This window comes from Aristaeella hokkaidonensis (genome assembly GCF_018128945.1).
Taxonomy (GTDB): Bacteria; Bacillota; Clostridia; order Christensenellales; family Aristaeellaceae; genus Aristaeella; species Aristaeella hokkaidonensis.
This window is the reverse complement of sequence record NZ_CP068393.1, coordinates 2,642,839-2,667,985: the sequence shown is the minus strand read 5'-3', so window position 1 is coordinate 2,667,985 and position 25,147 is coordinate 2,642,839. Positions and strand designations below refer to the sequence as shown.

At 55.9% G+C, this 25,147-nt stretch carries 18 protein-coding genes; 13 read left to right on the top strand and 5 right to left on the bottom strand.

Annotated features, from left to right (window positions below; translation table 11 throughout):
- Window positions 1–155: 155 nt before the first annotated feature.
- Together JYE49_RS12145 and JYE49_RS12140 are read right to left on the bottom strand one after the other, a co-directional pair.
- Entirely contained in the window at window positions 156–1,916 is a 1,761-nt protein-coding gene (locus tag JYE49_RS12145) for a SpoIID/LytB domain-containing protein (protein ID WP_179217439.1), read from the bottom strand.
- Window positions 1,913–3,244 (bottom strand): replication-associated recombination protein A, encoded by a 1,332-nt coding sequence (locus JYE49_RS12140; protein WP_093958386.1) that lies wholly within the window; start codon window positions 3,242–3,244, stop codon window positions 1,913–1,915. Before JYE49_RS12140 ends, JYE49_RS12145 begins: the two co-directional genes overlap by 4 nt.
- Before the next feature lie 151 nt (window positions 3,245–3,395).
- Between JYE49_RS12140 and JYE49_RS12135 the strand changes: the two genes are divergently transcribed.
- Window positions 3,396–4,760, top strand: coding sequence for an MATE family efflux transporter (locus JYE49_RS12135; protein ID WP_093958385.1), 1,365 nt, complete (start codon window positions 3,396–3,398; stop codon window positions 4,758–4,760).
- A gap of 44 nt (window positions 4,761–4,804) precedes the next feature.
- On the opposite strand, the gene JYE49_RS12130 is transcribed toward JYE49_RS12135, so the two are convergent.
- Window positions 4,805–5,356: a histidine phosphatase family protein gene (locus tag JYE49_RS12130; protein ID WP_093958384.1), complete on the bottom strand. Its 552-nt coding sequence runs from the start codon at window positions 5,354–5,356 to the stop codon at window positions 4,805–4,807.
- A gap of 165 nt (window positions 5,357–5,521) precedes the next feature.
- Between JYE49_RS12130 and JYE49_RS12125 the strand changes: the two genes are divergently transcribed.
- A complete protein-coding gene (locus JYE49_RS12125; RefSeq protein WP_093958383.1) occupies window positions 5,522–7,261 on the top strand; it encodes an acyltransferase family protein in 1,740 nt (579 codons plus the stop codon).
- Between the two features lie 16 nt (window positions 7,262–7,277).
- Window positions 7,278–7,757: a P-loop nucleotide/nucleoside kinase family protein gene (locus JYE49_RS12120; RefSeq protein ID WP_093958382.1), complete on the top strand. Its 480-nt coding sequence runs from the start codon at window positions 7,278–7,280 to the stop codon at window positions 7,755–7,757.
- Here the strand turns inward: JYE49_RS12120 and JYE49_RS12115 are convergent, their stop codons facing one another.
- Window positions 7,758–8,852: an MFS transporter gene (locus tag JYE49_RS12115; RefSeq protein ID WP_093958381.1), complete on the bottom strand. Its 1,095-nt coding sequence runs from the start codon at window positions 8,850–8,852 to the stop codon at window positions 7,758–7,760.
- Between the two features lie 331 nt (window positions 8,853–9,183).
- Between JYE49_RS12115 and JYE49_RS12110 the strand changes: the two genes are divergently transcribed.
- The 10 genes from JYE49_RS12110 to JYE49_RS12065 all read left to right on the top strand — a co-directional run bounded on the left by JYE49_RS12110 (window position 9,184) and on the right by JYE49_RS12065 (window position 24,042).
- Complete coding sequence (locus JYE49_RS12110) at window positions 9,184–10,512, top strand: CotH kinase family protein (protein ID WP_093958380.1); 1,329 nt, start codon at window positions 9,184–9,186, stop codon at window positions 10,510–10,512.
- Between the two features lie 53 nt (window positions 10,513–10,565).
- Window positions 10,566–12,830 carry a glycoside hydrolase family 3 C-terminal domain-containing protein gene (locus JYE49_RS12105; RefSeq protein WP_093958379.1) on the top strand — a complete coding sequence of 755 codons (2,265 nt, stop codon included), beginning with the start codon at window positions 10,566–10,568 and terminating at the stop codon, window positions 12,828–12,830.
- Window positions 12,831–13,215: 385 nt separating this feature from the next.
- Window positions 13,216–14,583 (top strand): type 2 periplasmic-binding domain-containing protein, encoded by a 1,368-nt coding sequence (locus tag JYE49_RS12100; RefSeq protein WP_093958378.1) that lies wholly within the window; start codon window positions 13,216–13,218, stop codon window positions 14,581–14,583.
- A gap of 204 nt (window positions 14,584–14,787) precedes the next feature.
- Complete coding sequence (locus tag JYE49_RS12095) at window positions 14,788–15,762, top strand: carbohydrate ABC transporter permease (protein ID WP_093958377.1); 975 nt, start codon at window positions 14,788–14,790, stop codon at window positions 15,760–15,762.
- Entirely contained in the window at window positions 15,759–17,240 is a 1,482-nt protein-coding gene (locus JYE49_RS12090) for a carbohydrate ABC transporter permease (RefSeq protein WP_283399472.1), read from the top strand. Before JYE49_RS12095 ends, JYE49_RS12090 begins: the two co-directional genes overlap by 4 nt.
- Window positions 17,241–17,581: 341 nt before the next feature.
- Window positions 17,582–18,814, top strand: a complete 1,233-nt coding sequence (locus JYE49_RS12085) for an ABC transporter substrate-binding protein (protein WP_093958376.1) — start codon at window positions 17,582–17,584, stop codon at window positions 18,812–18,814.
- A gap of 116 nt (window positions 18,815–18,930) precedes the next feature.
- Window positions 18,931–19,830 carry a carbohydrate ABC transporter permease gene (locus JYE49_RS12080; RefSeq protein WP_093958375.1) on the top strand — a complete coding sequence of 300 codons (900 nt, stop codon included), beginning with the start codon at window positions 18,931–18,933 and terminating at the stop codon, window positions 19,828–19,830.
- Window positions 19,830–20,729 (top strand): carbohydrate ABC transporter permease, encoded by a 900-nt coding sequence (locus tag JYE49_RS12075; RefSeq protein WP_283399471.1) that lies wholly within the window; start codon window positions 19,830–19,832, stop codon window positions 20,727–20,729. The genes JYE49_RS12080 and JYE49_RS12075 overlap by 1 nt, the downstream gene beginning before the upstream one ends.
- 73 nt (window positions 20,730–20,802) lie before the next feature.
- Window positions 20,803–22,476, top strand: a complete 1,674-nt coding sequence (locus tag JYE49_RS12070; protein WP_093958374.1) for a glycoside hydrolase family 13 protein — start codon at window positions 20,803–20,805, stop codon at window positions 22,474–22,476.
- Between the two features lie 207 nt (window positions 22,477–22,683).
- Window positions 22,684–24,042: a GH1 family beta-glucosidase gene (locus JYE49_RS12065; protein ID WP_093958373.1), complete on the top strand. Its 1,359-nt coding sequence runs from the start codon at window positions 22,684–22,686 to the stop codon at window positions 24,040–24,042.
- A 62-nt stretch (window positions 24,043–24,104) separates the two neighbouring features.
- Here the strand turns inward: JYE49_RS12065 and JYE49_RS12060 are convergent, their stop codons facing one another.
- Window positions 24,105–24,935 (bottom strand): sugar phosphate isomerase/epimerase family protein, encoded by an 831-nt coding sequence (locus JYE49_RS12060; protein WP_093958372.1) that lies wholly within the window; start codon window positions 24,933–24,935, stop codon window positions 24,105–24,107.
- Window positions 24,936–25,147: the final 212 nt, after the last annotated feature.

The window sequence follows — 25,147 nt, the reverse complement described above, 5'->3', positions numbered from 1 at the left end:
GGAGGGCTTTTTACTCCGGCCCGTATGTTCCAATGCTAACACAGACGCCCTTATGTTTCAAGGGGCGGAAGGTTTGGCCAGGCAGAAAGATTCATGATTTTTCGGGATTGTAAAAAGCCTGCCGGATAATTCCGACAGGCGTGTTGCATGCGTCTTTATTCTGTTTTTTGCAGGAAGGAAGCCATGACGTAGCCTTCGCATACGTCGGTTTTTACCCGGACCCAGCCGGTGACTTCCGCTTCCTCCAGGACGATCAGCTGCTGATGCTTGTAGAGCCGGCGAAGTACCTTCGATCCGGCGGAAGGCTTCTCCCGCAGGTTCAGGGTGCTGTCATCGTCGATGTTTTCCACTGTGGCCATCCAGGCGCCCTCCGGGACGGTTTCAGTCACGGGCATCAGTGTGGGCCGGGGTGTGGCGGTGGGCATCGGACCGGGGGTGTTTCCCAGCACCGGGTCAGGTGTGGGCAGGGGAGCGGCTTCCCCGGAATAGCGCTTCAGCTTGGCGCCGGGGTAATAGAAGGCCAGGATTTCCGTATATTTCTTTTTCCCTTCGGAGGCCTGGTACTGGGCGCCCCGCTGGCTCATGCCGACGCCGTGGCCGTAGCGGCCGGCGGTCAGGGTGAAGTCGGCTTCGTTTTCCGTTACGGTGATGATTTCATTGTCCGCGCCGTATACGCTCAGTCCCAGCAGGAATACGGCGTCCGGGAACAGGGGGAGCCTGACGGTGTGGGTGCCGGCGGAAATCAGCTCTGCGGCTTTTTCGCCTTCCGGTGCCGGTGTCTCCGGCGCGGCGGTGCGGGCCGGAGACAGGACGTCGCTGATATCCAGCTCGTCCTCGTCGCCGGCGGGATGGATGCGCCCTTCCTTCAGCACGGCGGAAACGGAAACGGTCAGCTCCATTTCGGTCATCAGCCGGCTGGGCTCCTTATACCGGGGTGTTGTTAGCTGAACCGCGCGGATGGCATCCACGCGGAAGAGATCGTCTGCTCCCAGCCGGAAGTCGTCCAGCTCCTTCAGCTTGGCCAGGGCTTCGCGGATCAGCCGCAGGAAGCCGGCGGAAAGTTCGGGACTGCTTTTCTGAAGTACGGCTGTACGGACGGTGCTGTCAGGATTCTGCACGTCCCAGGGGTCGTCGGTCATGGCGAAGCAGCCGGGGATATTGTCACCATTCCAGATGTTGCCGGGCAGCTCTGTCTGGCCGCCGTTGGAGGCGCTGTACCAGGCGGTGATCAGTTTGTTGTTCCAGGTCAGCACCAGGCCGCTGGTCTCCTCCACGGCCTGGGAGGAATTCACGCTGTTGTCCGGGGTGCCCTTGAAGGCCTGGTCATTGGTGTTGTCCACCACGTCCCATTCCGCGGAAGGGTTCATTTTGCTCAGGACGTAGGTGCGGGCACAGACGGCCTGGGCCTTCAGCGCTTCCAGCGGGAAGGAATCGCTCATCTCATAGGGAACGACGCCCTGCAGGTAGGATTCCAGGGGAAGCGTCAGGATGGGCTGGATCGCGCCGTCCTTTACGGTGAGTTTCAGGTCTCCGGGATAGACGCCGGCCTGGAGGTTAAAGCGGATACCGGGTTCGATATCGCCGTCCCTGCGGCGTAGGAGGGAAAGCTCCTTGCCGGCGGTCAGGGATAGACCGTCGTGGAAAAGGATCAGCTTTCCTTTTCGCAGGAGCACGGTGATTTGTGCCCCCGGAGGCAGCAGGACTTCCATCCCGTCCGCGCCGCGGGCGAGATACCGGCCTTCCAGCGTCATCCAGGCTTCATCCGCCAGATTCAGGCGGGTAAGCAGTACCCGGACGTCTGAAACAGTATTGTTTTGTGTTTTGGCCGCAAAGGAAACCTGCGGTATCAGCAGTATAGCGCATAAAAACAGCGCGGCGGCCCTGAGCAGCAGGGAATGGTTTCGGTTTCTGATCATTTGCGTTGTTCCTTTTTCCATGCACGGATCTGCTCGAGACGCTCTTTGTAGCGGCTTTCCTGTCCCTGGTCCGTAGGATGGTAGAACTGTCTGTCTTTCAACGCGTCGGGCAGACACTGCATGGCTGTTATTTTTTCTTTGTAGTCGTGGGCGTACTGGTAGCCCTTTCCGTAGGACAGATCCTTCATCAGGCGGGTCGGCGCGTTGCGGATGACCAGCGGCACAGGGGCGTCCGGCTCCTTCACAATGGCTTCCCGCGCCTCGTTCACCGCCATCTCCATGGCGTTGGACTTGGAAGCAAGGGACATATATACAACGGCTTCAGCCAGGTGTACGTTGCATTCCGGTACTCCAATAAAATGACAGGCCTGATAGGCGGCCACGCCGACCTCCATGGCCCGGGGATCCGCCAGGCCCACGTCTTCCGCGGCGAAACGCAGGACGCGCCGGGCGATGTACAGCGGATCCTCTCCGCCTTCAAGCATCCGCATCATCCAGTAGACGGCGGCGTCCGGATCGGAATTGCGCATGGATTTGTGCAGGGCGGAGATCAGGTTGTAGTGCTCTTCCCCGTCCTTGTCGTACATGAGGTTCTTGCGGCTCAGGCACTGGGCGACGATTTCATCTGTCACGTGGATGCCGTTTTCTCCGGCTTCACCGTTCAGCACAACCATTTCCAGGGAGCTCAGGGCGCTGCGGGCGTCCCCGTTGCTGAAGTCGGCGATGGCTTCCAGAGCTTTGTCGCTGATGGTGACCTGGTCCCGGCCGAAGCCGCGCTCATCCGTCAGGGCCCGGCGCAGAAGGGTCAGGATATCCTCCCGGCTGAGCGCCTGGAGCACAAACACCTTACAGCGGGAAAGAAGAGCGCTGTTGACCTCAAAGGAGGGGTTTTCCGTTGTTGCGCCGATGAGGACGATGCTGCCCTTTTCCACAAAAGGCAGGAAGGCGTCCTGCTGCGCTTTGTTGAAGCGGTGGATTTCATCCACAAAGACGATGGTGCGAACGCCGTAGACGCGGTTTTCTTCCGCCTGGTTCATCACCTGGCGGATTTCTTTAATCCCGCTGTTTACGGCGGAGAAATCAATGAAAGAAGCTTTGGTCTGCAGGGCGATGACCCGGGCCAGGGTGGTTTTGCCGACGCCGGGCGGGCCCCAGAAGATCATGGAGCAGATGCTGTCGGAGGAGATCAGCCGGCGCAGGACTTTACCCGGGCCCAGCAGGTGCTGCTGTCCCGCGATCTCATCCAGCGATGAGGGCCGCATCCTTGCGGCCAGGGGCTGGCCGAACATGGACGGTGCCTGTTCAGGCAGCAGGGAGTTCTCACTCATGGCATTTCCTCCGTATTCATCGATGGGCATATTATACCGTAATTGAATAGGAAAGAAAAGCGAACAAAAAGATCGTTGACAAAGCAGGAGCCTTTCCGGATAATGATCGTAATCGATTACGCACTTGGGTTTCACGGCCCCGGAGGATTTCATGCAGATTGACAATCGCGCGTTTTACAGGAAGCTGAAAACACTGGCGGCGCCCATCACCTTCCAGAGCCTGATGCTGGCGGCCGTGGCGGCGGCGGACGCCCTGATGCTGGGCGGCGTGGCCCAGAATGAGATGACGGCGGTTTCCCTTGCCACACAGATCCAGTTTGTGCAGAATATGTTTGTTTTCTCGGCGGTCTCAGCCGGTTCCATTCTCAGCTCCCAGTACTGGGGCAAGGGGGACCGGGAGTCTGTCCGGAGCGTTTTCCATATCATGCTGCGCTGGTGCGGGATGATTTCCTTTCTCTTTTTCGCGGCCTGCGAGTGCATCCCGGAAACACTGATGCGGCTGTTTTCCCATGATGATCCGATCATTGAGATCGGCAGCGCCTATCTGCGCATTGCCGGGTGGTCCTACCTGATTGCCGGTGTTTCCCAGTGCTACCTGCTGATCATGAAGGTGACAAACCATGCGATGGCCGGTGCCTGGATTTCTTCGGCGGCAGTGATCAGCAATATCGTGTTGAACGCGGTGTTTATCTTCGGCTTCCTGGAAATCCCGGCCATGAATGCCCGGGGCGCCGCCCTGGCCACCACGCTGGCCAGGGTGATTGAACTGGGACTGTGTGTGGCGGTTTCCGCCGGGAAGACCTATATCCGTCCTGCCTGGAACCGGATCTTTGAACGCCGGAAGCAGCTGGCCGCGGATTTCCGCAGGCAGTGTATGCCGCTTCTGGGCGGCGGCCTGCTCTGGGGCGTCGGTTTCACGTCCTATACGGCCATCATGGGGCATATGGGTACGGATGCCGCAGCAGCCAACGCGGTGGCGGCGGTAGTCCGGGACCTGATCTGCTGTGTGTGCAACGGTGTGGGTAATGCCGCCGGCATCATGGTGGGGAACGAGCTGGGCGCCGGAAACCTGGAAAAAGGGAAAGCCTATGGCATCAAGCTGAAAAATGTTTCCTATATAATAGGCTTTGGTTCCATGGCGCTGGTGCTGGCGCTGACGCCGCTGGTGGTGCATATGGTGATCCTCTCGGAGGAGGCAGGACGTTATCTGACCGGGATGATGATCATCATGGCGGTGTATATGATTGGGCGCTGCGTGAATACGGTGACGATCAACGGCGTGCTGGACGGCGGGGGAGATACGGTTTTCGATATGTACTCCCTGGCGGTGTGTATGTGGGGCCTGGCGATCCCGCTGGCGCTGCTGGGCGCTTTTGTGTTCGGCTGGCCGGTGCTGGCGGTTTATGCCTGTACCTGCCTGGATGAGGTGGGCAAAATTCCCTGGGTGATGCTGCGCTTCCGGAAGTATAAATGGGTCAGGAACCTGACCCGGGACAATCCGGAACGGGCGGAGTAAGAAGAAAAAGAAACCCGCTGCCTGTTTCAGGCAGCAGGTTGTGTTTATGGAAGCTGCATCAGTTTGCAGTTTTCGATGCCGGCACTCCAGAACTGGGCCCGGGGCAGCCCGCGGACCTGGCAGACGATGCTGGAGTTCATGGCGCCGTGTCCGACGATCAGCACGTCTTTTCCTTCTTTCAGCAGCGGATCCACCTTTTCCCGGAGGAATTCGCCGGTCCGGGCAAACAGGTCGTCCAGGTTTTCACCGGCGCCGGGCTGGGCAACATACTGCTCCGGATGAAAAAAGAGCTCGTTGACCGGACAGTCCGGAATCTGGAAGCTGTTTTCAAGTCCTTCGAAACTACCGAAACTCATTTCCATCAGCCGGTCGTCGGTAATGATGGGAATATTCCGGTCCCGCAGGAGGATTTCCGCGGTTTCTCTGGCACGGATCAGCGGGGAACAGAAGCAGAGATCAAAATGAACGTCCCGGTATTGTTCCCGGGCGGCCTCGGCCATCTGCCTTCCCTCGTCATTGAGAGGAATGTCGGTCCGGCCCTGCAGTTTATGCCGGACGTTCCAGTCTGTTTTTCCGTGGCGGATGATATACAGCATGGTTCCTGCTCCTTCCCTGTGCCGGGTTTCGGTACGGCATCGATTATAGCATAATCTTTTTTTTGGATGAACAGATAAAATGCGCTGTTTTCCCTGTTCAGACAGTGGATCATTCTGTTACAATATCCCGTGACAGTGACGGATGAATCATAAGGAGACCCGGACATGGACTGGATGTATCTGTTTTACTTTCTGCTGGCGGGGCTGATCTTCTGGGGCGCCCGCTATGCCGGCCGCGGCGAATGGAATGAGGAATATACCTCCCTGAAGCAGACAAAGATCCTGCAGGGCGTCGCCGCGCTCGGCATCGCGCTGCATCATATGTCGCAGAAAACCTGCGCGCCGTGGCATCCTTCCGCGTTTGTAGTGCACGGGATGGATCCCTTTATTCCGATGGGCTATATGCTGGTGGGCGTGTTTCTTTTCTGCAGCGGTTTGGGACTGTATAAAAGCCTGCAAAGCAAGCCGGACTATCTGAAAGGTTTTTTCCGCCGCCGGGTGCTGCCTATCGTGATCGCTTTTTATCTTTCCGAGTTTCTCCATACCGGCGTCCGCCTGCTGATGGGGGAAAAGATGGATCTGATAAAGATCCTCTGGTACCTCTCCGGCCTGCATATGGCCAATGTCAACGCCTGGTACGCGATTGTCATCCCGTTCTTCTACCTGGCGTTCTGGGCTGCCTTCCGCTTCTGCAAAAAGGAAGGAACGGCAATCTTCTGGGTTTTTGTGTTTACGCTGGGCTATACGGTGGCCGGGGCGTTTATTGATCATCAGGACGACTGGTGGATGAGGGGAGAATGGTGGTACAACAGCATCATCCTTTTCCCGCTGGGCCTGCTTTTCGGAAAACATGAGAAGCGGGTGACCGGATTCCTCAAAAAGGGATACTGGTTCTGGCTGATTGTTTCCTTTGCGGCCTTTTTCCTGCTGTTCCAGCAGTCGGAATGGCTGATCAACAACCGCTGGGGTTATTACGGCGAATGGGGTGATCCGCTGAAGGTGGTGCACCGGCTGATGAGCGCCGGAATCCAGTGGCTGGTGGCGTTTATATTTGTGGCTTGCGGCTTCCTGATGATGATGAAGGTACGGTTCGGCAACAAGGCGCTGGCCTGGCTGGGTACGGTGACGCTGGATTTCTACCTGATCCACGGCATTTTTGTGGAACTGTTCGGGTATAACTTCCTGGACATCTCCAAAAGTCTTTACTATATCCGGAAAGTGCCGCTGTATATTGCTGCGGTGCTGGCCTGCACCGTTCCCGCGGTGATACTGTTCCGCCTGATCCGGACTGCACTGACCGGATGTTTCCTGAAGAAGGGCGGGCAGGGCCCGAAGGGTTCCGGAGAAGACGGACTGACCCGGAAGCAGAGACGGAAACAACGAAAGGCAGAGCTGGCGGAAAAGAAGGAGCGGTACGGAAAGGTCGCGGTTCCGGTGCTGGCGTCGCTGCTCTTGCTGGGGGTTTACCTGATCCTTCCGGGACGGTCCAATGAGCGCGTCCGGGTCATGAACGGGCTGGAGTTTCAGATTCCGGAACACTTTGTCCGCGGGTATACGGATACCCGGTACGTGATCTGGAAATATGAGGGAACAGACAAAAAACCGGCGACTTTGATCCTGGACGCCGAGATCCGGGACGGCAAGGCGCGTCATCTGAAAACGGCGGAGGAAGTTCTGGAAGCCTGCGACTGGATGACGGAAACGGAACTCTATGTGAATTCCCAGGGCGTCCGGATGGCCCGGGGGTTTGCGGAATTTCCGGACGGAAGAGAACGCCGCTATTATATAGAAAGCAAGGAAGCCGTCATCCTGATGTGCATGAAGGAAAATGAACAGTACTATAATGCCAAAGACTGTGAGGAAATCCTGCTTCAGGTGGCGGACAGCGTCCGGAGGGTGAACTGAAACGGCGGAGGGGAAAATGGCAAAAGTAATCATGACCTGCGGCAGGATCTGCTGCGGGAAAAGCACCTATGCGCGGAAACTGCAGGAAAACCGCAACGCGGTGGTCCTGTCCATCGATGATATAACCCTTACACTGTTTCCGGAAGGCGCCGGGGAAATGCATGACACCTACGTGCTCCGGGCGGAACAGTATCTCCTTTCCCTGTCCCTGCAGATCCTGGAAAGCGGCGTGGATGTGATCCTGGACTGGGGGCTGTGGACCCGGGCACAGCGGGATCGTCTCCGTGCTTTCTATACGGGACATGGGGTGGAGAATGAAATCCATTATCTGCGGCTCAGTCCGGAAGAATGGGAAAGAAGGATCCGGAAGCGTAACGCAGAGCAGAATAAAGAGGAGCCCCAGTCCTATTATGTGGACGAGGGACTCCTCCGGAAAGTGGATTCTTTGTTTGAGGAACCTTCAGATACAGAAACAGATCTGCTGATCGAAGCCTGATTACCAGAAGGAGAAAAACCATCCGGCCAGGGGCGAAAACACGATCATGATGATCGAAAAGGTGAAGGACTCAATGGAGATGAGCGTAGCCCGCTGGGCAGAAGGGAACATGTTCTGCAGACGGGTATTGGTCCGCACCTGCAGCGCGTCATCCGCCAGCGCGGCGATAAACCCGCCTGCTGTCATCAGCAGGGGAATGAAGCTGTGCTCCAGCAGGATGCCGGCCAGTACCATTACGGAAGCTGCCGCGAATACAGTGCGGTAGCTTTGCTTTTTAAACCGGAGAATGATTCTCGCACCGATGATTCCGCCCAGGTGCATCGCGAAGAGCGCCGGGCCGAGCCATTCACCGGGCAGACCGGCGGCGGTCAGCTTCGCCTGCAGGAAGAACAGCAGCAGGATATCTGTGGCACCCACCAGGGAATTGGTCATCATCAGCAGGAAAGCCCCGGTTTCTTTCTGCAGGAAACGGAGGCTGTCCCGAAAACAGTCCAGGAGGGCCTTCAGGGCGGAGGATGCGGCTTCGGGCCGGCTGCTGTCCTGCCGGATTTCCTTCAGGGAGGACAGGATGAGGATCTGGACCAGGCTGGTGACAATGCCTGTGGCATAGGCAATCCGGTATCCGATAATCAGGGCAAAGCCGGCGCACAGGGTGGAGATACCGTTGCACAGCCGGTAGATAATCAGCTGGTTTGACTCGTACCGGTCGTAAGTGCTTTCCAGGCCGGCTGTTTTCAGCGAGTCATAAGCCAGCGCATCCCCGGAACCGGAGGCAAAGCTGTCACAGACCGCGTACAGCGCGATGGAAAGGCAGACCATGGCCAGGCTGTTTGAGATAATCATCACGATCCCGGCCAGGATATGAATCAGGGTGCTGATGATCAGCATCTTTTTTCTTCCGAAGACATCCGCCAGCGTACCGGAGGGAATCTCCGTCAGCAGGCTGGCAGCGTGGTAAGCGGTTTCGGCCAGGCCGATCTCCACCAGGGAGAAGCCGCGGGCGGCCAGGATGGCGACCCAGGCGCCGGTGAGGGACAGGTTGCCGAGTATGGATGAAGCATAAAGCTTGCGAATCTGATATTTGATTTTGGACATAAAAATAACTCCTTAACGTTGATTTCATTGGTTAAGGAGAACATACACCAGAGAACCGGTTATGAGGTGACAGACGTCAGTGCCGGCTAAAAAAAGGTATACTTCCCCCTTACAGGGAAGTCATTACGCCTTTAAACAGCAGCACACCGATCATCTTCCAGAGCATGAAACCGATCTCCTTTCACGGATAAGCTTAATCATTCCAGCCGGGTTTGTCAATTACGGATATGGGATCCTGCCGGACTTCCGGCCGGATTCGTTTTCTTTGACGGCGGCTTTCGGCGTATGATATTATGATACAAAAGCAATAAGGAAAGCACAGGGTATACGGATGAAAAGACTGATAACAATCCTGTTTCTGTTTGGATTGCTGATGGCAGTTACAGCAGGCAGCGCCCTTTCTGAGACCATCGGGGAGGGAAAAGAACATCCCTGCATTCACATTGTCACAGAGGACGGACAGCCGGTTCTGTCCAGGGAAGACTATGTCCCCGCTGAGGTGAAAGTATTCAACTGCGATGCTTCCTATGAGATGTCTGCGGAAGGCGGGGTGCGGGTGCGCGGGAATTCCACTGCCGAGCAGGGGGAAGAGAAACCGTACCGGATCCGTTTTGAGAAAAAGCAGAACGTCCTTGGCCTGCATGAGGGCAGGAAATACAGGAACTGGGTGCTGCTGCGGACTTACTGGCATCTTTGCCCGGACTATATGGGCTTTAAGCTTGCAGAAACCATATTCGGGGGCAGGTACTACAGCAGCGACTGCATGTTTGTGAACCTGTACCTGAATGAAAAGGATCTGGGGATCTACCTTCTTTGTGAGCAGAACCAGGCGGCCAAAGACCGGATGGACGTCTATGAGCCGGAAGAAGGAGAAACCCGGACAGATATCGGCTATCTGCTGGAAATGGATAATTATCCGGATGACGAGCATCCCGGTTTCATTATCGGGGAAAAACCGTATGTTGAGGATATAGCCGGACGGAAGCGTGTGGTGAAGCAGACCTATTACGCAATCAAGAGCGACGTAACGGGCAGCGAGCAGGAGCAGTATATTGAAGCCTGGCTGAAAGGCGTATACGGCGTGCTGTACGAAGCGGCAGAATTCGGCGGGGCAATGCGTCTGGATGAGAACCTGCGGCTTGTGCCGGCGGAAGACATGACGGCCTTTGAAGCGGTGAACGAGCTGCTGGATCTGGAATCCCTGGCGGATATGCTGATTCTGGAGGAACTTGTACAGAATTACGACGTTGGCGGCGGCAGCTTTTATATGGCAATCGATTTTTCCGCGGACAGCCTGTACAGGAAGCTGACTTTCATGGGCCCCTGGGATCTGAGCTGGGGATATAAGGAACCGGCGGACGGCGGGTTTTACGCAGCCACTTTCCAGAACCATATCCAGGGCATGGACAATTCAAATCCATGGTTTGTGCTGGCGATGAAGCTGGACGGATTCCGGGAGATTGTGAGAAACCGGTGGAAAGCGCTGTCGAAAAGCGGCGCGTTGACGGAGACAACCGCCCGGGTGCTGGAGGACATTGAGGACCTGGCCGGCGACCTGGGAGCGGAAAACGCGGAAAAACTGGAAAACGGCAGAAAGATCGTGGAATACGTCAATGCGCGGATCCGCTGGCTTGACGGGCAGTGGGGCGCGGAGGAATGATCCGCTGACAGGAACAGACATGGGACGGCACAGATAAAAAGGAGCGTGAATCTATGGATATCAAGGCCCTTGTTTCACAGATGACACTGGAAGAGAAGGCCGGGCTTTGTTCCGGTGACGATTTCTGGCATACCAAAGCGGTGGAGAGGCTGGGCATTCCGCGTACCATGGTAAGCGACGGCCCCCACGGACTGCGCAAGCAGGATGACCAGGCGGATCACCTGGGCATCAACGACAGTATCAAGGCGGTCTGTTTTCCGGCGGCCTGCGCGACGGCGGCATCCTTCGATCCGGAGATGATCCGTGCCATGGGAGAAGCCATCGGCGACAGCTGCCAGCATGAAAAGGTTTCGGTGGTGCTGGGTCCGGCGGTGAATATCAAGCGGAGCCCCCTGTGCGGCCGCAATTTTGAGTACTATTCCGAGGATCCTTACCTGGCCGGGCGGATGGCAACCGCCATGATCCAGGGCGTCCAGAGCCGGAATGTGGGGACCAGCATCAAGCATTTTGCCCTGAACAGCCAGGAGCACCGGCGGATGAGTTCCTCTTCCGAAGCGGATGAGCGGACGATCCGGGAAATCTACTTCCCCGCTTTTGAGATGGCGGTGAAGGAAGCGAAGCCCTGGACCGTGATGTGTTCCTATAACAGGATCAACGGCGTCTATGCCTCGGAGGATCCCTGGCTGCTGACGGAAGTGCTCCGGAAGGAATGGGGCTTTGAGGGATATGTGGTATCAGACTGGGGCGCGGTGTCCGACCGCGTGGCCGGCGTGGCGGCCGGGCTGGATCTGGAAATGCCTGCGTCCGGCGGCGTTAATGACCGGAAGATCGTGGAGGCCGTGAAGGCTGGGCAACTGGATGAAAAACTGGTGGACCAGACCTGTGAGCGGATCCTGAATATCGTGTACCGGTATCTGGAAAGCGCAAAGCCGGAGACGCCCTGGGATAAGGAAGGCCAGCACAGGCAGGCGGCGGAGATCGCGGCGGAGTGCATGGTGCTGCTGAAAAACGAGGGGGACCTGCTGCCGCTGGATAAGGAAGATGAAATCGCCTTTATCGGCGAGTTTGCGGCAAAGCCCCGTTTCCAGGGCGGCGGAAGCAGCCATATCAATTCTTTTAAGACAACCGGCGCGTTGGAAGCGGCGGAGGGACTGAAGATCGTCTATGCCCGGGGCTATTCTGTGGAAAGAGATGAGGCGACAGACGCGGATATCGCGGAGGCGGTTTCTGCGGCAAGGAAGGCAAAGACGGCCGTGGTGTTTGCCGGCTTGCCGGATTCCTATGAATCGGAAGGCTACGATCGCAGCCATATGCGGATGCCTGACTGCCAGAACAAACTGATTGAAGCCGTGGCGGAAGCCAATCCCAATACTGTGGTGGTGCTGCATAACGGTGCCCCGGTGGAGATGCCCTGGATCGGAAAAGTCAAAGCTGTGCTGGAAGCCTACCTGGGCGGCCAGGCGGTGGGTGAAGCGGTAGTACGAGTGCTTTTCGGGGACGCAAACCCTTGCGGCCACCTGCCCGAAACCTTCCCGCTGAAGCTGGAGGACAACCCTTCCTTCCTGTATTACGGCGGGGAAGGAAATGCGACGGAATACCGTGAGGGCGTGTTTGTCGGGTACCGGTACTATGACAAAAAGAAGATGGACGTCCTGTTCCCCTTTGGTTACGGCCTGTCCTATACCACCTTCGAATACAGCGGCCTGAAGCTCAGTGCGGACCGGATCAGGGATACGGAAACCCTGACTGTGACCGTGACGGTGAAGAATACCGGCAAGCGGGCGGGTAAGGCAGTGGTTCAGCTTTATGTCGGTGACAGCGAAAGCACTCCCATCCGCCCGGTGCGCGAACTGAAGGGCTTCTCAAAGGTTGCTCTGGCCCCCGGGGAGAGCCGGGAAGTATCGTTTGATCTGGATAAGCGGAGTTTTGCCTATTGGAACCAGGCCATCCATGACTGGCATGTGGAAACAGGCGTGTTTACCATTGAAGCCGGTTCTTCCAGCCGGGAGCTGCCGCTGCGGGAAACCGTGGAGGTGGAGTCCACCGTGGAACTGCCGAGGCACTACACGTTGGACAGTATCTTTATGGATGTGATGGCGGATCCGAAGGCAGCGCCCATTATGCGGGAGTATATGAAGAAAACCATGGAGGTCTTCGGAAAGGAAGAACAGGAAGGCAGCACGGATGCCGCAAAGGAAGCTATTACGGAAGAAATGAACATGGCGATGATGAATTATATGCCTCTGCGCGGCGCTTTCAGCTTCGGTGGTTCCACTCCGGAAGAGGCAGAGGAACTGCTGAAAAAACTGAATAAATGATCCCAAAGTGATACCACTATATATTGTGGTGTCATCCAAACCCGGAGCGTTTGTTTCCGGGTTTTTTTATTTCGGGGCGTACAAATAGGATCAAAATGAAACAAAACCGGAAAAAAACATACAGATTTTTCGAAAAAAAGCAAAAATTAACAAACGTTGATTTACAAGATATGATAACGATACCAGAACCTCCAAAACATGTCCAAAAAGGGGAGGAATGCCCATAAAACCTACATTTTGTGCTTGCAAAAACAGGGGAAGCGGGTTATACTTGTCATCGCTAAAGAGAAGTTGATTTGATTACACACACTGTCGATAACAGTGAGGAATCGCTGTTTGAGAATATGCGGTTATTTACCGCGAAATAAAAAGGAGGATACCCATTATGAAAAAGGTCCTTTCCCTGGTCCTGGCTCTGGCTCTCGTGCTCGGCGTTATGAGCTTCGCGAGCGCTGAAGACGCCAAAATCAAACTGGTCGTTTATTCCTTCACCAACGAACTGCAGGGCATGATTGAGAAGTACTACGCTCCCAACCATCCTGAAATCGAGTTCGACTTCCAGATCTATCCGACCGACGGTGATGCTTATACCACCAAGGTTGACACCCTGCTGGGCAGCGATGCCGCCAGCGAAGAAGCTCCCGACATCTTCACTCTGGAAGCTGCTTTCGTGAAGCACTACGTCGAAATGGACTGGACCGGTGATCTGAAAGACATCGGCTTCACCGACGATGAACTGGCTGTTGCCTTCCCCGTGATGGCTCAGATCGGTCAGAATGCTGCCGGCGTCCAGAAGGGCCTGTCCTGGCAGTCCACCCCCGGCGTCCTGATGTATCGTGCCTCCCTGGCCGAGAAGTACCTGGGCGTGACCTCTCCTGAAGAAATGCAGGCGAAGGTTGCTGACTGGGATACCTTCCTCGAGACCGCTGAGGAACTGAAAGAGAAGTCTGAAGGCGCCTGCAAGATGATCACCGGTTCCGGCGACATCTGGAACGCTTATCAGTATCAGCGCGCTGCCGGCTGGGTTGTCGATGGCAAGCTGAACATCGATGACGAACTGCTCGACTTCGAAGAACTGGTTAAGACCATGTATCAGGATGACCTGACCCAGAAGGCCGGTGCCTGGGGCGAGACCTGGTTCGCCGGTATGCAGGGCGTGAACGAAACGCTGTGCTACTTCCTGCCCACCTGGGGTCTGCACTACACCCTGAAGCCCAACTGCGGCCAGGGCACCAACGACAAGATGACCGAAGAAGAACTGTCCACCTACAACCTCGAGAACGGCAACGGCACCTATGGTGACTGGCGCATCACGGACGGCCCCGTGGCTTACAGCTGGGGCGGCACCTGGATGGGCGTGAACGCTGCTAAGGTTGCTACCGCGGACGACGCCAAGAAGGCCGCTATGCACGACCTGATCAAGTTCTTCACCCTGGACGATGACTTCCTGACCCAGTATGCTGCTGACAGCGGCGACTTCGTGGGCAGCGCGAAGGCTGTGGAAACCATCCTGGCCAACGGCGGCACCCCGAACCCCTTCCTGGGCGGACAGGATCATTACGCCATCTTCGCCAAGGCTGCGGCTCTGGCTAACGGCGCTCTGATGAGCCAGTACGATGCCACCATCAACGACCTGTGGAGCAAGAACGTTACTTCTCCCTACGAGGCCGGTGAAGTTGAAGACATCAACGAAGCGATCGCGAACTTCAAGACCGCTGTTGCTGCTGCCATCAACACCATCACTGTGGAATAATTTATCCGCACAATAAGGTTGCTGAATAAGCAGTCTTGCGGGGCTGTCTCCTGCGAGGGAGACAGCCCCGTTTCTTGCCAGGAGAAAACTTTTTTGCTTTCTCTTGCGTAAGCGCTTATCAACGGGTTATTATAATGTTATCAACGTTTACGCAAGGGAAAGCTTTCTCTTGCTGTTTCCAAGACACAGAAAAGGGGTGGACGTATGCAGGCTCAACCGGCGGTTAAGAAAAAGATCAAATCCGTCAGCTACAGCCACTGGGGCTATTTCTTTATAGCGCCTTTCTTCATCGTATTCCTGATTTTCCAGCTGTACCCGATTTTCTTCACGTTCAGGACGTCCCTGACGGACGCTATGGGATGGGAAAAAATCCTGAACAACAATATCATCGGCTTTAACAACTTCAAACAGCTGTTTGATTCAAACAGCCTGGTTTTCGGAAAATTCTGGGGTTCATTGGGGAATACCATGATCATGTGGTTCTTCAACTTCGTTCCCCAGCTGGGCTTCGCCCTGATCCTGGCCAGCTGGTTTACTGACAGCCGGCTTCACCTGAAGGGCCAGGGTTTCTTCAAGACCACGATCTTCATGCCGAATATCATTACCGCTGCTACCATCGGTATGCTGTTCATGTCCCTGTTTGCTTTCCCGGTGGCGCCGATCAACACCTTCCTGCAGACTTCAGGCATTGTGAATATGCCCGTGAACTATTTCCGGTCTGTGGAATGGAGCCGCGGCCTGATTTCCTTCATCCAGTGGTGGATGTGGACCGGCAATACGATGATCATCATGATCGCCGGTATTTCCGGTATCAACCCCAGCCTGTTTGAAGCGGCGCTGGTGGACGGCTGCTCCAGCCGCCAGACCTTCTGGAAGATCACCCTGCCGCTGATCAAGCCCATCCTGGTCTACAACCTGACCACTTCTCTGGTCGGCGGTCTGACCATGTTCGATGTGCCGCACATGATGACCCAGGGCGACCCGAACGAGACCACCAATACCGTGGCCCGGTTCATCTACACCCAGGGTTTCACCGGATCCCATAACTTCAATATGGCCAGCGCGGCTTCCATTGTGCTGTTCGGTATTATTATCATCGGCTCCCTGATCATCCGCTATGTGCTGAATGATCATGAACCCAAGCCCGGTAAGGCTGCGAGGAAGGGGGCGATCAAATGAAATCCGCTACGAAAATTGCATTTGCGGTTCTGATGGTCATTACCCTCCTGGCGATGTTCCTGCCGATTGCCCAGTTCCAGGAAAACACTGCCGGCGCACTGTCGGGCGATATCGAGAAGCAGCAGGGCAAGGTGGACAGCGCCCAGACCCAGCTGCAGCGCTGGATTGACGGCGGCAAAAAGAGTGAAGCAGACATTGAAAAGCAGCGCAAGAAAGTCCAGAAGGAACAGGATAAGCTGGACGCGCTGCTTGCGCAGCAGGCGGAAGCCAGCAGCGCCGGCGGAGAAAGCCTGGGCTATTCTTTCCTGCCCGGACAGCTGCCTGCCGAACTGGAAATTGACCAGAGCGTGATCAATCAGTATAAGCTGTATGATACCAACTTCCCGGCGTATTACACATGCGTCTGGGTAGCGTTCGCCATGATCGCGATTGCGCTGATCCTGGTGATGCTGACAGGAAACAAACCGGTCAGCAAACTCTACACCTTCGCGAGCTTTGCCCATCTGATCGGTATCATCCTGATCATCTATAACCTGCTCCGGCTGGGCGCTTTTCCGATCAAGCTTCCTTATGCCAACGCGGAGATCAGCGGCCTCGTTGCCGCCCTGCTCGTGGCTTGCCCGATCGTGGCGTTTGCGATGCATATTTCCTCCGTCCATAACAGCAAACGGAGCATGATCTACGTGTTCTGCACGGTGCTGAGCCTGCTGGCGATTGTTCCCTTCTGGATGATGATCGTGAATGCGACCCGCTCCAGCCAGGATATTCAGCGGAGTGTCAGCCTGATTCCCGGCAGCTTCGCGGGAAGCAACTGGCAGGTGCTGACCAGTAAAAACTGGAACGTGGCCACCGGTTTCCGGAACAGTGCGATCATCGCCTTCGGTTCCACCCTTCTTTCCGTATACTTCTCCGCCATGACGGCATACGGATTTAAGGTTTATCAGTTCAAGGGCAACAAGTTCCTGTATGCTGTGGTTATGGCCATCATCATGATCCCCGGACAGGTTACCGGTACCGGTTTCTTCATGTTCATGTATCAGATCGGCATGACCAACAACCTGCTTGCCCTGATCATTCCGTCCATCGCTGCGGCAGCTACCGTATTCTTCTTCCGGCAGTACCTGGAAGCCAACTTCCAGATCTCCCTGGTGGAGGCGGCCCGTATCGACGGCTGCGGCGAGTTCCGGATCTTCAACACGATCGTGCTTCCGATCATGGTTCCGGCTATGGCAACCATGGGTATCATGGCTATGATCGGTGCCTGGAACAACTACCTGACGCCTTTGATGCTGCTGTCCGATTCCAGCCTGAAGACCCTGCCTATGATGGTGCAGGAACTGCGCGGCGATATCTACCGTACAGAATACGGCTCCATCTACCTGGGCCTGACCCTGACGGCGGCTCCGCTGTTGATCGTGTACTTCGCCTTCAGCAAGTACATCATCGCGGGCGTTGCGCTGGGCGGCGTCAAGGAGTAATACCGGCTTTTCTGAAAACCAGACACCCTTCACGGATCTTCCGTGAAGGGTGTTTTTTTGTCTGCGGACAGCCGATGAATGGATGCTTTTCCAACGCCCCGTCAGGATATAACAGGGCATATCAAAAATGTATAGGATCAATTGGTCAAATTCTATTGACAAGGAATGATCATTCAGATAGAATCAAAATGTCATCGGGAACGTTTTCAATAACCATTAATAACAAACAATACAAAAACAATACAAAAAAATCACAATATTTGAAAAGGAGATTAAAACGGCGGAGATCCGTTTTAACAGGCAGTCATTGACTGTCAAATAATGAAGGAGGGTTTTATCCCATGAAGAAACTTATTGCTATCGTGCTGACACTGGCACTGATGATGACTGCCGTTTCTGCGCTGGCCGATATCGTAATCGTCCAGAACAAGGTGGAAATCACCTCCCAGATGGAAGACTTTGCCAAGCTGTATGAAGAGAAAACCGGCGTTCCGGTGAAGGTTATCACCGGCGGCGGATCCTCCGACTACAACACCGTGCTGAAGGCTGAAATGCAGTCCGGCCGGGAGCCTGACATCTTCGTCATCGAAGGCCCCAGCAGCTATGAGCTGTGGAAGGACAAGATCGCGGATCAGACCGGTGCGGAATGGACCCAGTACACCGCTGCCGCCTACATGGTGGACGGCAAGGCTGTGGGCTTCCCGGTGGCTGTTGAAGGCTACGGACTGGCTTACAACAAGAGCATCCTGGACAAGGCCGGCATCGATCCCGCTACCCTGACCACCTATGATGCCTATGCTGCCGCCTTTGAGAAGCTGGACAGCATGAAGGCTGAACTGGGTCTGGACATGGTCGTTTCCATGGTGGCCGGCACCACCACCGGCATGACCTGGGTAACCGGCCTGCACAACTTCAACGTCTACCTGACCGTGGGCAATGAACGGAATGACACCACCTACATCGACCAGGTACTGGAAGGCAAGGTGGATGAGGAACGGTTCCATCAGTATTGCCAGTATGTGGCGCTGATCTTCAAGTACAGCGATCCCGACATGCTGCTGAACGGCACCCAGGACAGCCAGCTGGCCGCTTTCGCCAACGGCAAGGCTGCCTTCTATCATCAGGGCAACTGGATGGATCCGTCCCTGGTAGCGCTGAACCCCGATTTCGAAATTGCCTACGCGCCTCACGCTTTCCTGCATGAGGAAACCGACGGCATCCTGGTCAATCCGCCTTCCTGGTACGTGATCAACGAGAACGGAAACAAGGATGAAGCCCTGGCTTACCTGAACTTCCTGGCCACCTCTGAAGAGGGTGCTGACTACATGGTGAACAAAGCGGCCATGGTGCCTGCCTTCACCAATGTCACCCTGGCTCCCTCCGCTCCGCTGTCCAAGTCCGTCATGGAATGGAATGCGGCCGGCAAGACCTATGACTGGCAGCAGTACAAACTGCCCGACGGCTTCGGCATGGGCACCCTGGGCCAGATCTACGAGCTGCTGGCTTCCGGCGGAATCGACGTGGATACCTTCGAAATCATGATGAAGGACGCGATCGCGGGCATCGCCAAGTAATCCTGAATCTTTCCCCGGGGATGGTTCCGGAGACTTTCCGGCGCCATCCCCTTTTTCAGCAGATTCCGGACGGCGGAAAACTGCTCATCCATTATTCATAATACGGGAGGGATTCCATGACCAGCAGACAAAAGCGGAAGCTGACAGAATTCCTGTTCCTGCTTCCCACGCTGATCGCCTTTCTGATGGTGATCATCATTCCCTTCATTTTCGGTATCTACTATTCCTTTACCGACTGGCAGGGCACCGGCGCGGTGAACCGGGTTGTCGGATTTGAAAACTATAAGGCGATTTTCCAGGAGCCCGGTTTCCTGCATTCCTTCCTGGTAACGCTGCTCTTCACGGTGCTGAATATCATCACGGTGAACGTGGTCGCGTTCCTTATCTCCCTGTTGGTGACAAGTGAGATCCGGGGACGGAATATTTACCGGGCGGGCTTCTTTGTGCCGAACCTGATCGGCGGTATCGTGCTTGGTCTGGTATGGCAGTTCATTTTCTCCAACATCCTTCCCTCTGTCGGACAGTCCCTCGGCCTGCCGACGCTGAGCAAATCACTGATATCCAATAAGGATACGGTGATGATCACCCTGGTCACGGTAAATACCTGGCAGTATGCCGGTTATATCATGCTGATCTATGTGGCATCCATCCAGGGAATCTCCAAGTCGGTGATGGAAGCGGCGGAAGTGGACGGCGCGCGCTACTGGACGCGGGTGAGGAAGATCCAGATTCCGCTGATGGCGAACGCGTTCACCATCTCCCTGTTCCTGACCCTGACCAATTCCTTCAAGATGTACGACGTGAACGTGGCCCTGACAAACGGCGGCCCGGTATCCATCTTTATGATGAAACCGGTGCAGGCCTCCGAGCTGCTGGCGCTGAACATCTACAACACGGCGTTCAAGTATAACAATATGGCGCAGGGCCAGGCCAAGGCTGTGATCTTCTTCATTGTGCTGACGATCTTCTCTGTAATCCAGGTCACCTGGAACAAGAGCAAGGAGGTGGAGGCATAATGGCAAAGCAGGCTGCTGCCCCCATCGAGAGGATGGCGGGTTATAAACCCCACAACGGCCGCAGGATCGCGCTTGAAATTGTGACCCTGATCCTCTTTATCCTCTTCATGATGCCCTTCGTCATCGTGGTGTTCAACTCCATGCGGACGAACCAGGACATTATCAACGCGCCGGTTGGCGTTCCGACGGATGTTGCCCAGCTTGGACGGAACGTCGCGGAGATCTGGAACAACCCGAACTTCAACTTCCTGTCCGCCCTGCGGGATTCTGTGATCATCACAGTGATTTCCCTCGCGGTGATCTCCATTTTCTCCTCCATGGCGGCATGGGTGCTGGTACGGAACAAGACCAAGTGGTCCAACCTGCTCTTCATGAGCTATGTGGCGGCCATGGTAATCCCGTTCCAGGTGGTTATGTTCCCCCTGCTGACCTGGTTCAAGAGCGTGGGCGATTTCCTGGGTATTCCGATGCTCCGCTCCTATCAGGGTATCATCTTCGCCTACCTGGGATTCGGTGAAGCCATGTCGATCTTCATCTTCCACGGTTTCATCAAGGGTGTGCCGCTGGAACTGGAAGAGGCGGCCGACATCGACGGCTGCTCCCGGGCGGGAACCTTCTTCCGGATCGTGCTTCCGCTGCTCCAGCCTGTGTTCGTGACCGTGCTGGTGCTCAACGGCCTGTGGATCTGGAACGACTACCTGCTGCCGCTGCTGGTGCTGGGTGCCAGCGGCAATATCCGGACCATCCCCCTGGCGGTACAGGGATTCAACGGCGCCTACGTGAAACAGTGGCACCTGATCATGACGTCGACGCTGCTGGCCATGCTGCCGATCGTGATCCTGTACCTCTTCGCCCAGAAGTATATTGTGCAGGGCATGGTGGACGGCTCCATCAAGTAATCTCCGGTCTTCTTCGGCGGGCTGAGTGTTCAGCCTGCCGTTTTTCACACTGACAGCAATGAGGTGACCAGCTATGAACAATGAAAAACGCGTCTGGTGGAAGGAAGCGGTGGTCTATCAGATCTATCCCCGGAGCTTTGCGGATTCCAACGGCGACGGAATCGGCGACCTGAACGGAATCACGACGCACCTGGACTACCTGAAGAACCTGGGGATTGATGTCATCTGGGTTTCCCCGGTATACGCTTCCCCGAACCATGACAACGGGTATGATATTTCCGACTACCGGGCCATCATGAAGGAATTCGGCACGATGGAGGATTTCGACCGGATGCTGGAAGGAATCCACGCGCGGGGCATGAAGCTGGTGATGGATCTGGTGGCCAACCATTCCTCGGACGAGCATGCCTGGTTTGTGGAAAGCCGGAAGGGAAAGGACAATCCCTACCGGGACTACTACATCTGGCAGGACGGGAAAAACGGCGGACCGCCCAACAACTGGGGATCCTGTTTTTCCGGATCGGCCTGGGAAAAGGATGAGGCCAGCGGCCAGTATTACCTGCACCTGTTCACAAAGGAGCAGCCGGATCTGAACTGGGCCAATCCCAAGGTCCGGGAAGGCGTTTTTGACATGATGCGCTGGTGGTGCGACAAGGGCGTGGACGGCTGGCGCATGGACGTGATCAGCATGATCGGCAAGGAAAACTTCGAGGACGGTCCGGTAGCGCCCGGTGCGCTGTACGGCAGCTTTGAACCTTCCTGCCAGCATACGGAAACCACCCACCGCTATCTGCGGGAAATGCGCCGGGAGGTGCTGGACAAGTATAACCTGCTGACGGTCGGTGAGGCCGGTGGAACTGTTGAAGGCGCAATCCGGTATGCCAATGAGGACGGCTCCGAGCTGGACATGATCTTCTCCTTTGAGCATAATGACGGACTGAACGACGGCACGGAACTGGGTAAGTGGAGCGATCACGGTGCTCCGCTGAAGGACGTCAGGGCGGCTTTCAATCGCTGGCAGACCGGCCTGCAGGGCAGGGCCTGGAATACCGTGTACCTGGGGAACCATGACCAGCCCCGGCAGGTCAGCCGGTATGGCAATGACAGCGAGCTTTTCCGGGCGGTCAGCGCCAAGATGCTGGCCACCATGATCCATATGATGCGCGGCACGCCCTATGTATATCAGGGAGAGGAACTGGGCATGACCAACGCCTATTTCACCCGCCTGGATCAGTATGAGGACGTGGAGGTCCATAACGCCTGGCATCAGTGGGTGGAATCCGGCCTGGTGGACGGACAGGACATGATGCGCTGGTTCGCCCGGATTGCCCGGGATAACGCCCGGACGCCCATGCAGTGGAACGCGGAGAAGCATGCGGGCTTCACGACCGGTACGCCCTGGCTGCCCGTGACCGGCAACTATCCGATCATCAACGCCGAGCGGGAGGTCAACGATCCGGACAGCGTGTACCATTATTACCGGAAGCTCATTGAACTGCGGCACCAGTATCCGGTGATTGTGTACGGGGAATTTGTGCCCATGCTGGAAGAGGATCCGGAAGTATATGCCTATGCGCGCGTGCTGGACGATGTCCGGCTGACGGTACTGCTGAACTGGACTGAGCGGACGGTTTCCTGTCCGCTGGCGGAGGAACTGTCCGGCCATGAACTGATTTCAAATTATCCGACGCATCAGGCAGGGAAACTTCAGCCCTATGAAGCACGGGTGATCCTGAGCAAAGGATAAGCATTCCGGGGATTATTACGTCCCACACAAAACACCCGCCGGTTTCGGCGGGTGCTTTTTCATGCTCCAAAATGCAAAAAATGAAACGAAAAACCGACTGAAAATGAAAAGGTTTGCGCAAACCGCAAAAGAATGTGAGAAAGTCACTTGAAAAAGAAAAGTGCAAACGATACAATAGATGCAATACGGTAAAAGGAGACTACGCGAATGAGCTTTCCGAAGAATTTTCTCTGGGGCACCGCGACTGCCTCTTTTCAGATCGAAGGCGCATGGGATGAAGACGGAAAAACCCCGAGTATCTGGGACGAGTTCTGCGAACAGCCCGGTGCGATCAGCGATCATTCCAACGGCAAAACAGCCTGCGATCATTATCATCGGTTCAGGGAAGATGTAGCCCTGATGGCGGAATACGGCATTAAAAACTATCGTTTCTCCGTTTCCTGGCCGCGGATCCTGCCGGAAGGAACCGGCAAAGTGAACGAGGCGGGCGTCGCATTTTATAATGCCCTGATTGACTGCCTGCTGGAGTATGGGATCCGTCCCTGGATGACGATCTATCATTGGGATCTCCCTGCCTGTCTGGAACGGAAGGGCGGCTGGGTGAGCGAACAGATGCCGGAGTGGTTTGCGGAATACACCGGCGTGCTGGCGGATCGCTTCGGCGACCGGGTGAAGGATTTCTTCACGATTAATGAGCCCCAGTGCATTATCGGTCTGGGTTATATGACCGGCGGGTTCGCACCGGGCCTGAAGCTGGGTCTGAAGGAACAGGTGACTGCCTGCCATAATCTGATGAAGAGCCATGGACGGGCCTGCCAGGTGCTGCGGGAAAAAGTGAAGGATGTCCGCATCGGCTATGCGCCCTGCGGTGCCTCAGTGATTCCGAAGGATGAACAGAATCCCGCGGATGTGGAAGCGGCACGGAAGGCGTATTTTGCGGTGGAAAAGGACAGCCCCTCTTTCTCTGTAGCCTGGTTCAGTGATCCCGTGATCCTCGGAACCTATCCGGAGGACGGCCTGAAACTGTATGGACAGTACCTGCCGGAAGGCTGGCAGGAGGATATGAAGGTGATCTGCCAGCCGCTGGACTTCTATGCCCAGAATATCTATGAGGGCCGGGAAGTCCGTGCGGCTGAAAACGAGGATGGATGGGAAACCGTGCCTTATCCGGCAGGATATCCCAGGACTGCATGCGGCTGGCCTGTCACCCCCCGGGCCCTGTACTGGGGACCGCGTTACCTGTGGGAACGGTACCATGTGCCTTTCCTGATCAGTGAGAATGGAATGTCCAGTCATGACTGTGTGATGCTGGACGGCAAGGTGCATGACCCGCACCGGATCGATTATCTCCACCGCTATATCCGGGAATACCGGAGAGCAGGAGAAGACGGCGTGGATATCCGGGGATATTTCTGCTGGAGCCTGATGGACAACTTTGAGTGGGCTAGGGGCTATTCCGAACGCTTCGGCCTGGTGTATGTGGATTATCCTACCGGCAAACGCATTCCCAAGGACAGTCTCGCCTGGTATGCGGAAACAATCCGTACCAACGGCGAAAACCTGTAAATTCCATGTATATGAAAGCGCCTTCCCGGGGACATTCCGGGAAGGCGCTTTGATTGTTTGGATTATATGCAGACGCCGGCTTCCGCCGCTTTTCCGGCCACATAGTCATAGGCCCGGCGGTATTCCTCAAAGGTGGTCATGTGCTCCAGCAGGACGGGAGCGTCCGCGGGCAGGTACCGGTCAATGATTTTCAGCACCCGGACAAAGTCCAGGGAGCCCTCGCCGGGAGAGCATTCATTCAGTACGGTGGTCAGCTGCATCGGATCCATCCGGGAATCCTTCAGGTGGGTGCTTTTGATATACGGCCCCAGCTTGCTGAAGCATTCTTCAATGAAGCTTTCTGCGTCCAGGAACCGCCGCGGGCAGTTGATCATGTTCACAAAATCCATGTGAACCGCAAACTGCTTCCGGTCCACGTCCTGCATCAGCTGCAGGTAAACCTCCGGGCTGTCGGGAATCATCCACGGCATGGGCTCCAGGCAGTAGAAGGCCTTTTTAGGGTTGGCCCGGTCGATGATTTCCCGGATGGAGGAAACCAGCCTCCGGTACATGGCTTCCGAAAAGTTGCCGGGATCCGCGGCATCCCAGCCGAAGGGACTTTCCGTACCGGCGATGTTGACGCAGCAGGGAATGGAGAATTCGTCTGCCAGCTGAAGCTGGTGGACGGCGTAGTCCAGGCTGGCCGGGCCGGTGACCGGATCAAAAGGATTCCGCCAGACGCCTACCTCCGCAATGGCTGCGTCGTGCTTTTCGACGATGCGGAGGAGCCGTTCGGTTTCCTCCCGGGGCGTTTCGCAGTTGAAGGGTGCGGTGATGGCCCGGAAACCGGACTGAACCAGTTTGTCCTCCCATTCCGCCGGATGATCGCAGCAGACTGTTCCGCCTAAACGCATAGGGTATCCTTTCCGCGGGGGACTGTCGTCCGCCGCTGTCGGTGATCATATTGGAAAACGAATCAATTCATCCGATAGTATACCATATCCGTATACGGCCGAAAAGCAGGCGTGAAAGACTTGTGAAGCCCCCTGTTTTGTGGTAAGGTATCCATAACGTAAGATGAAAAAGAATGCAGCCCTGATCACAGACGGGGGAAGCTTTTTGATAA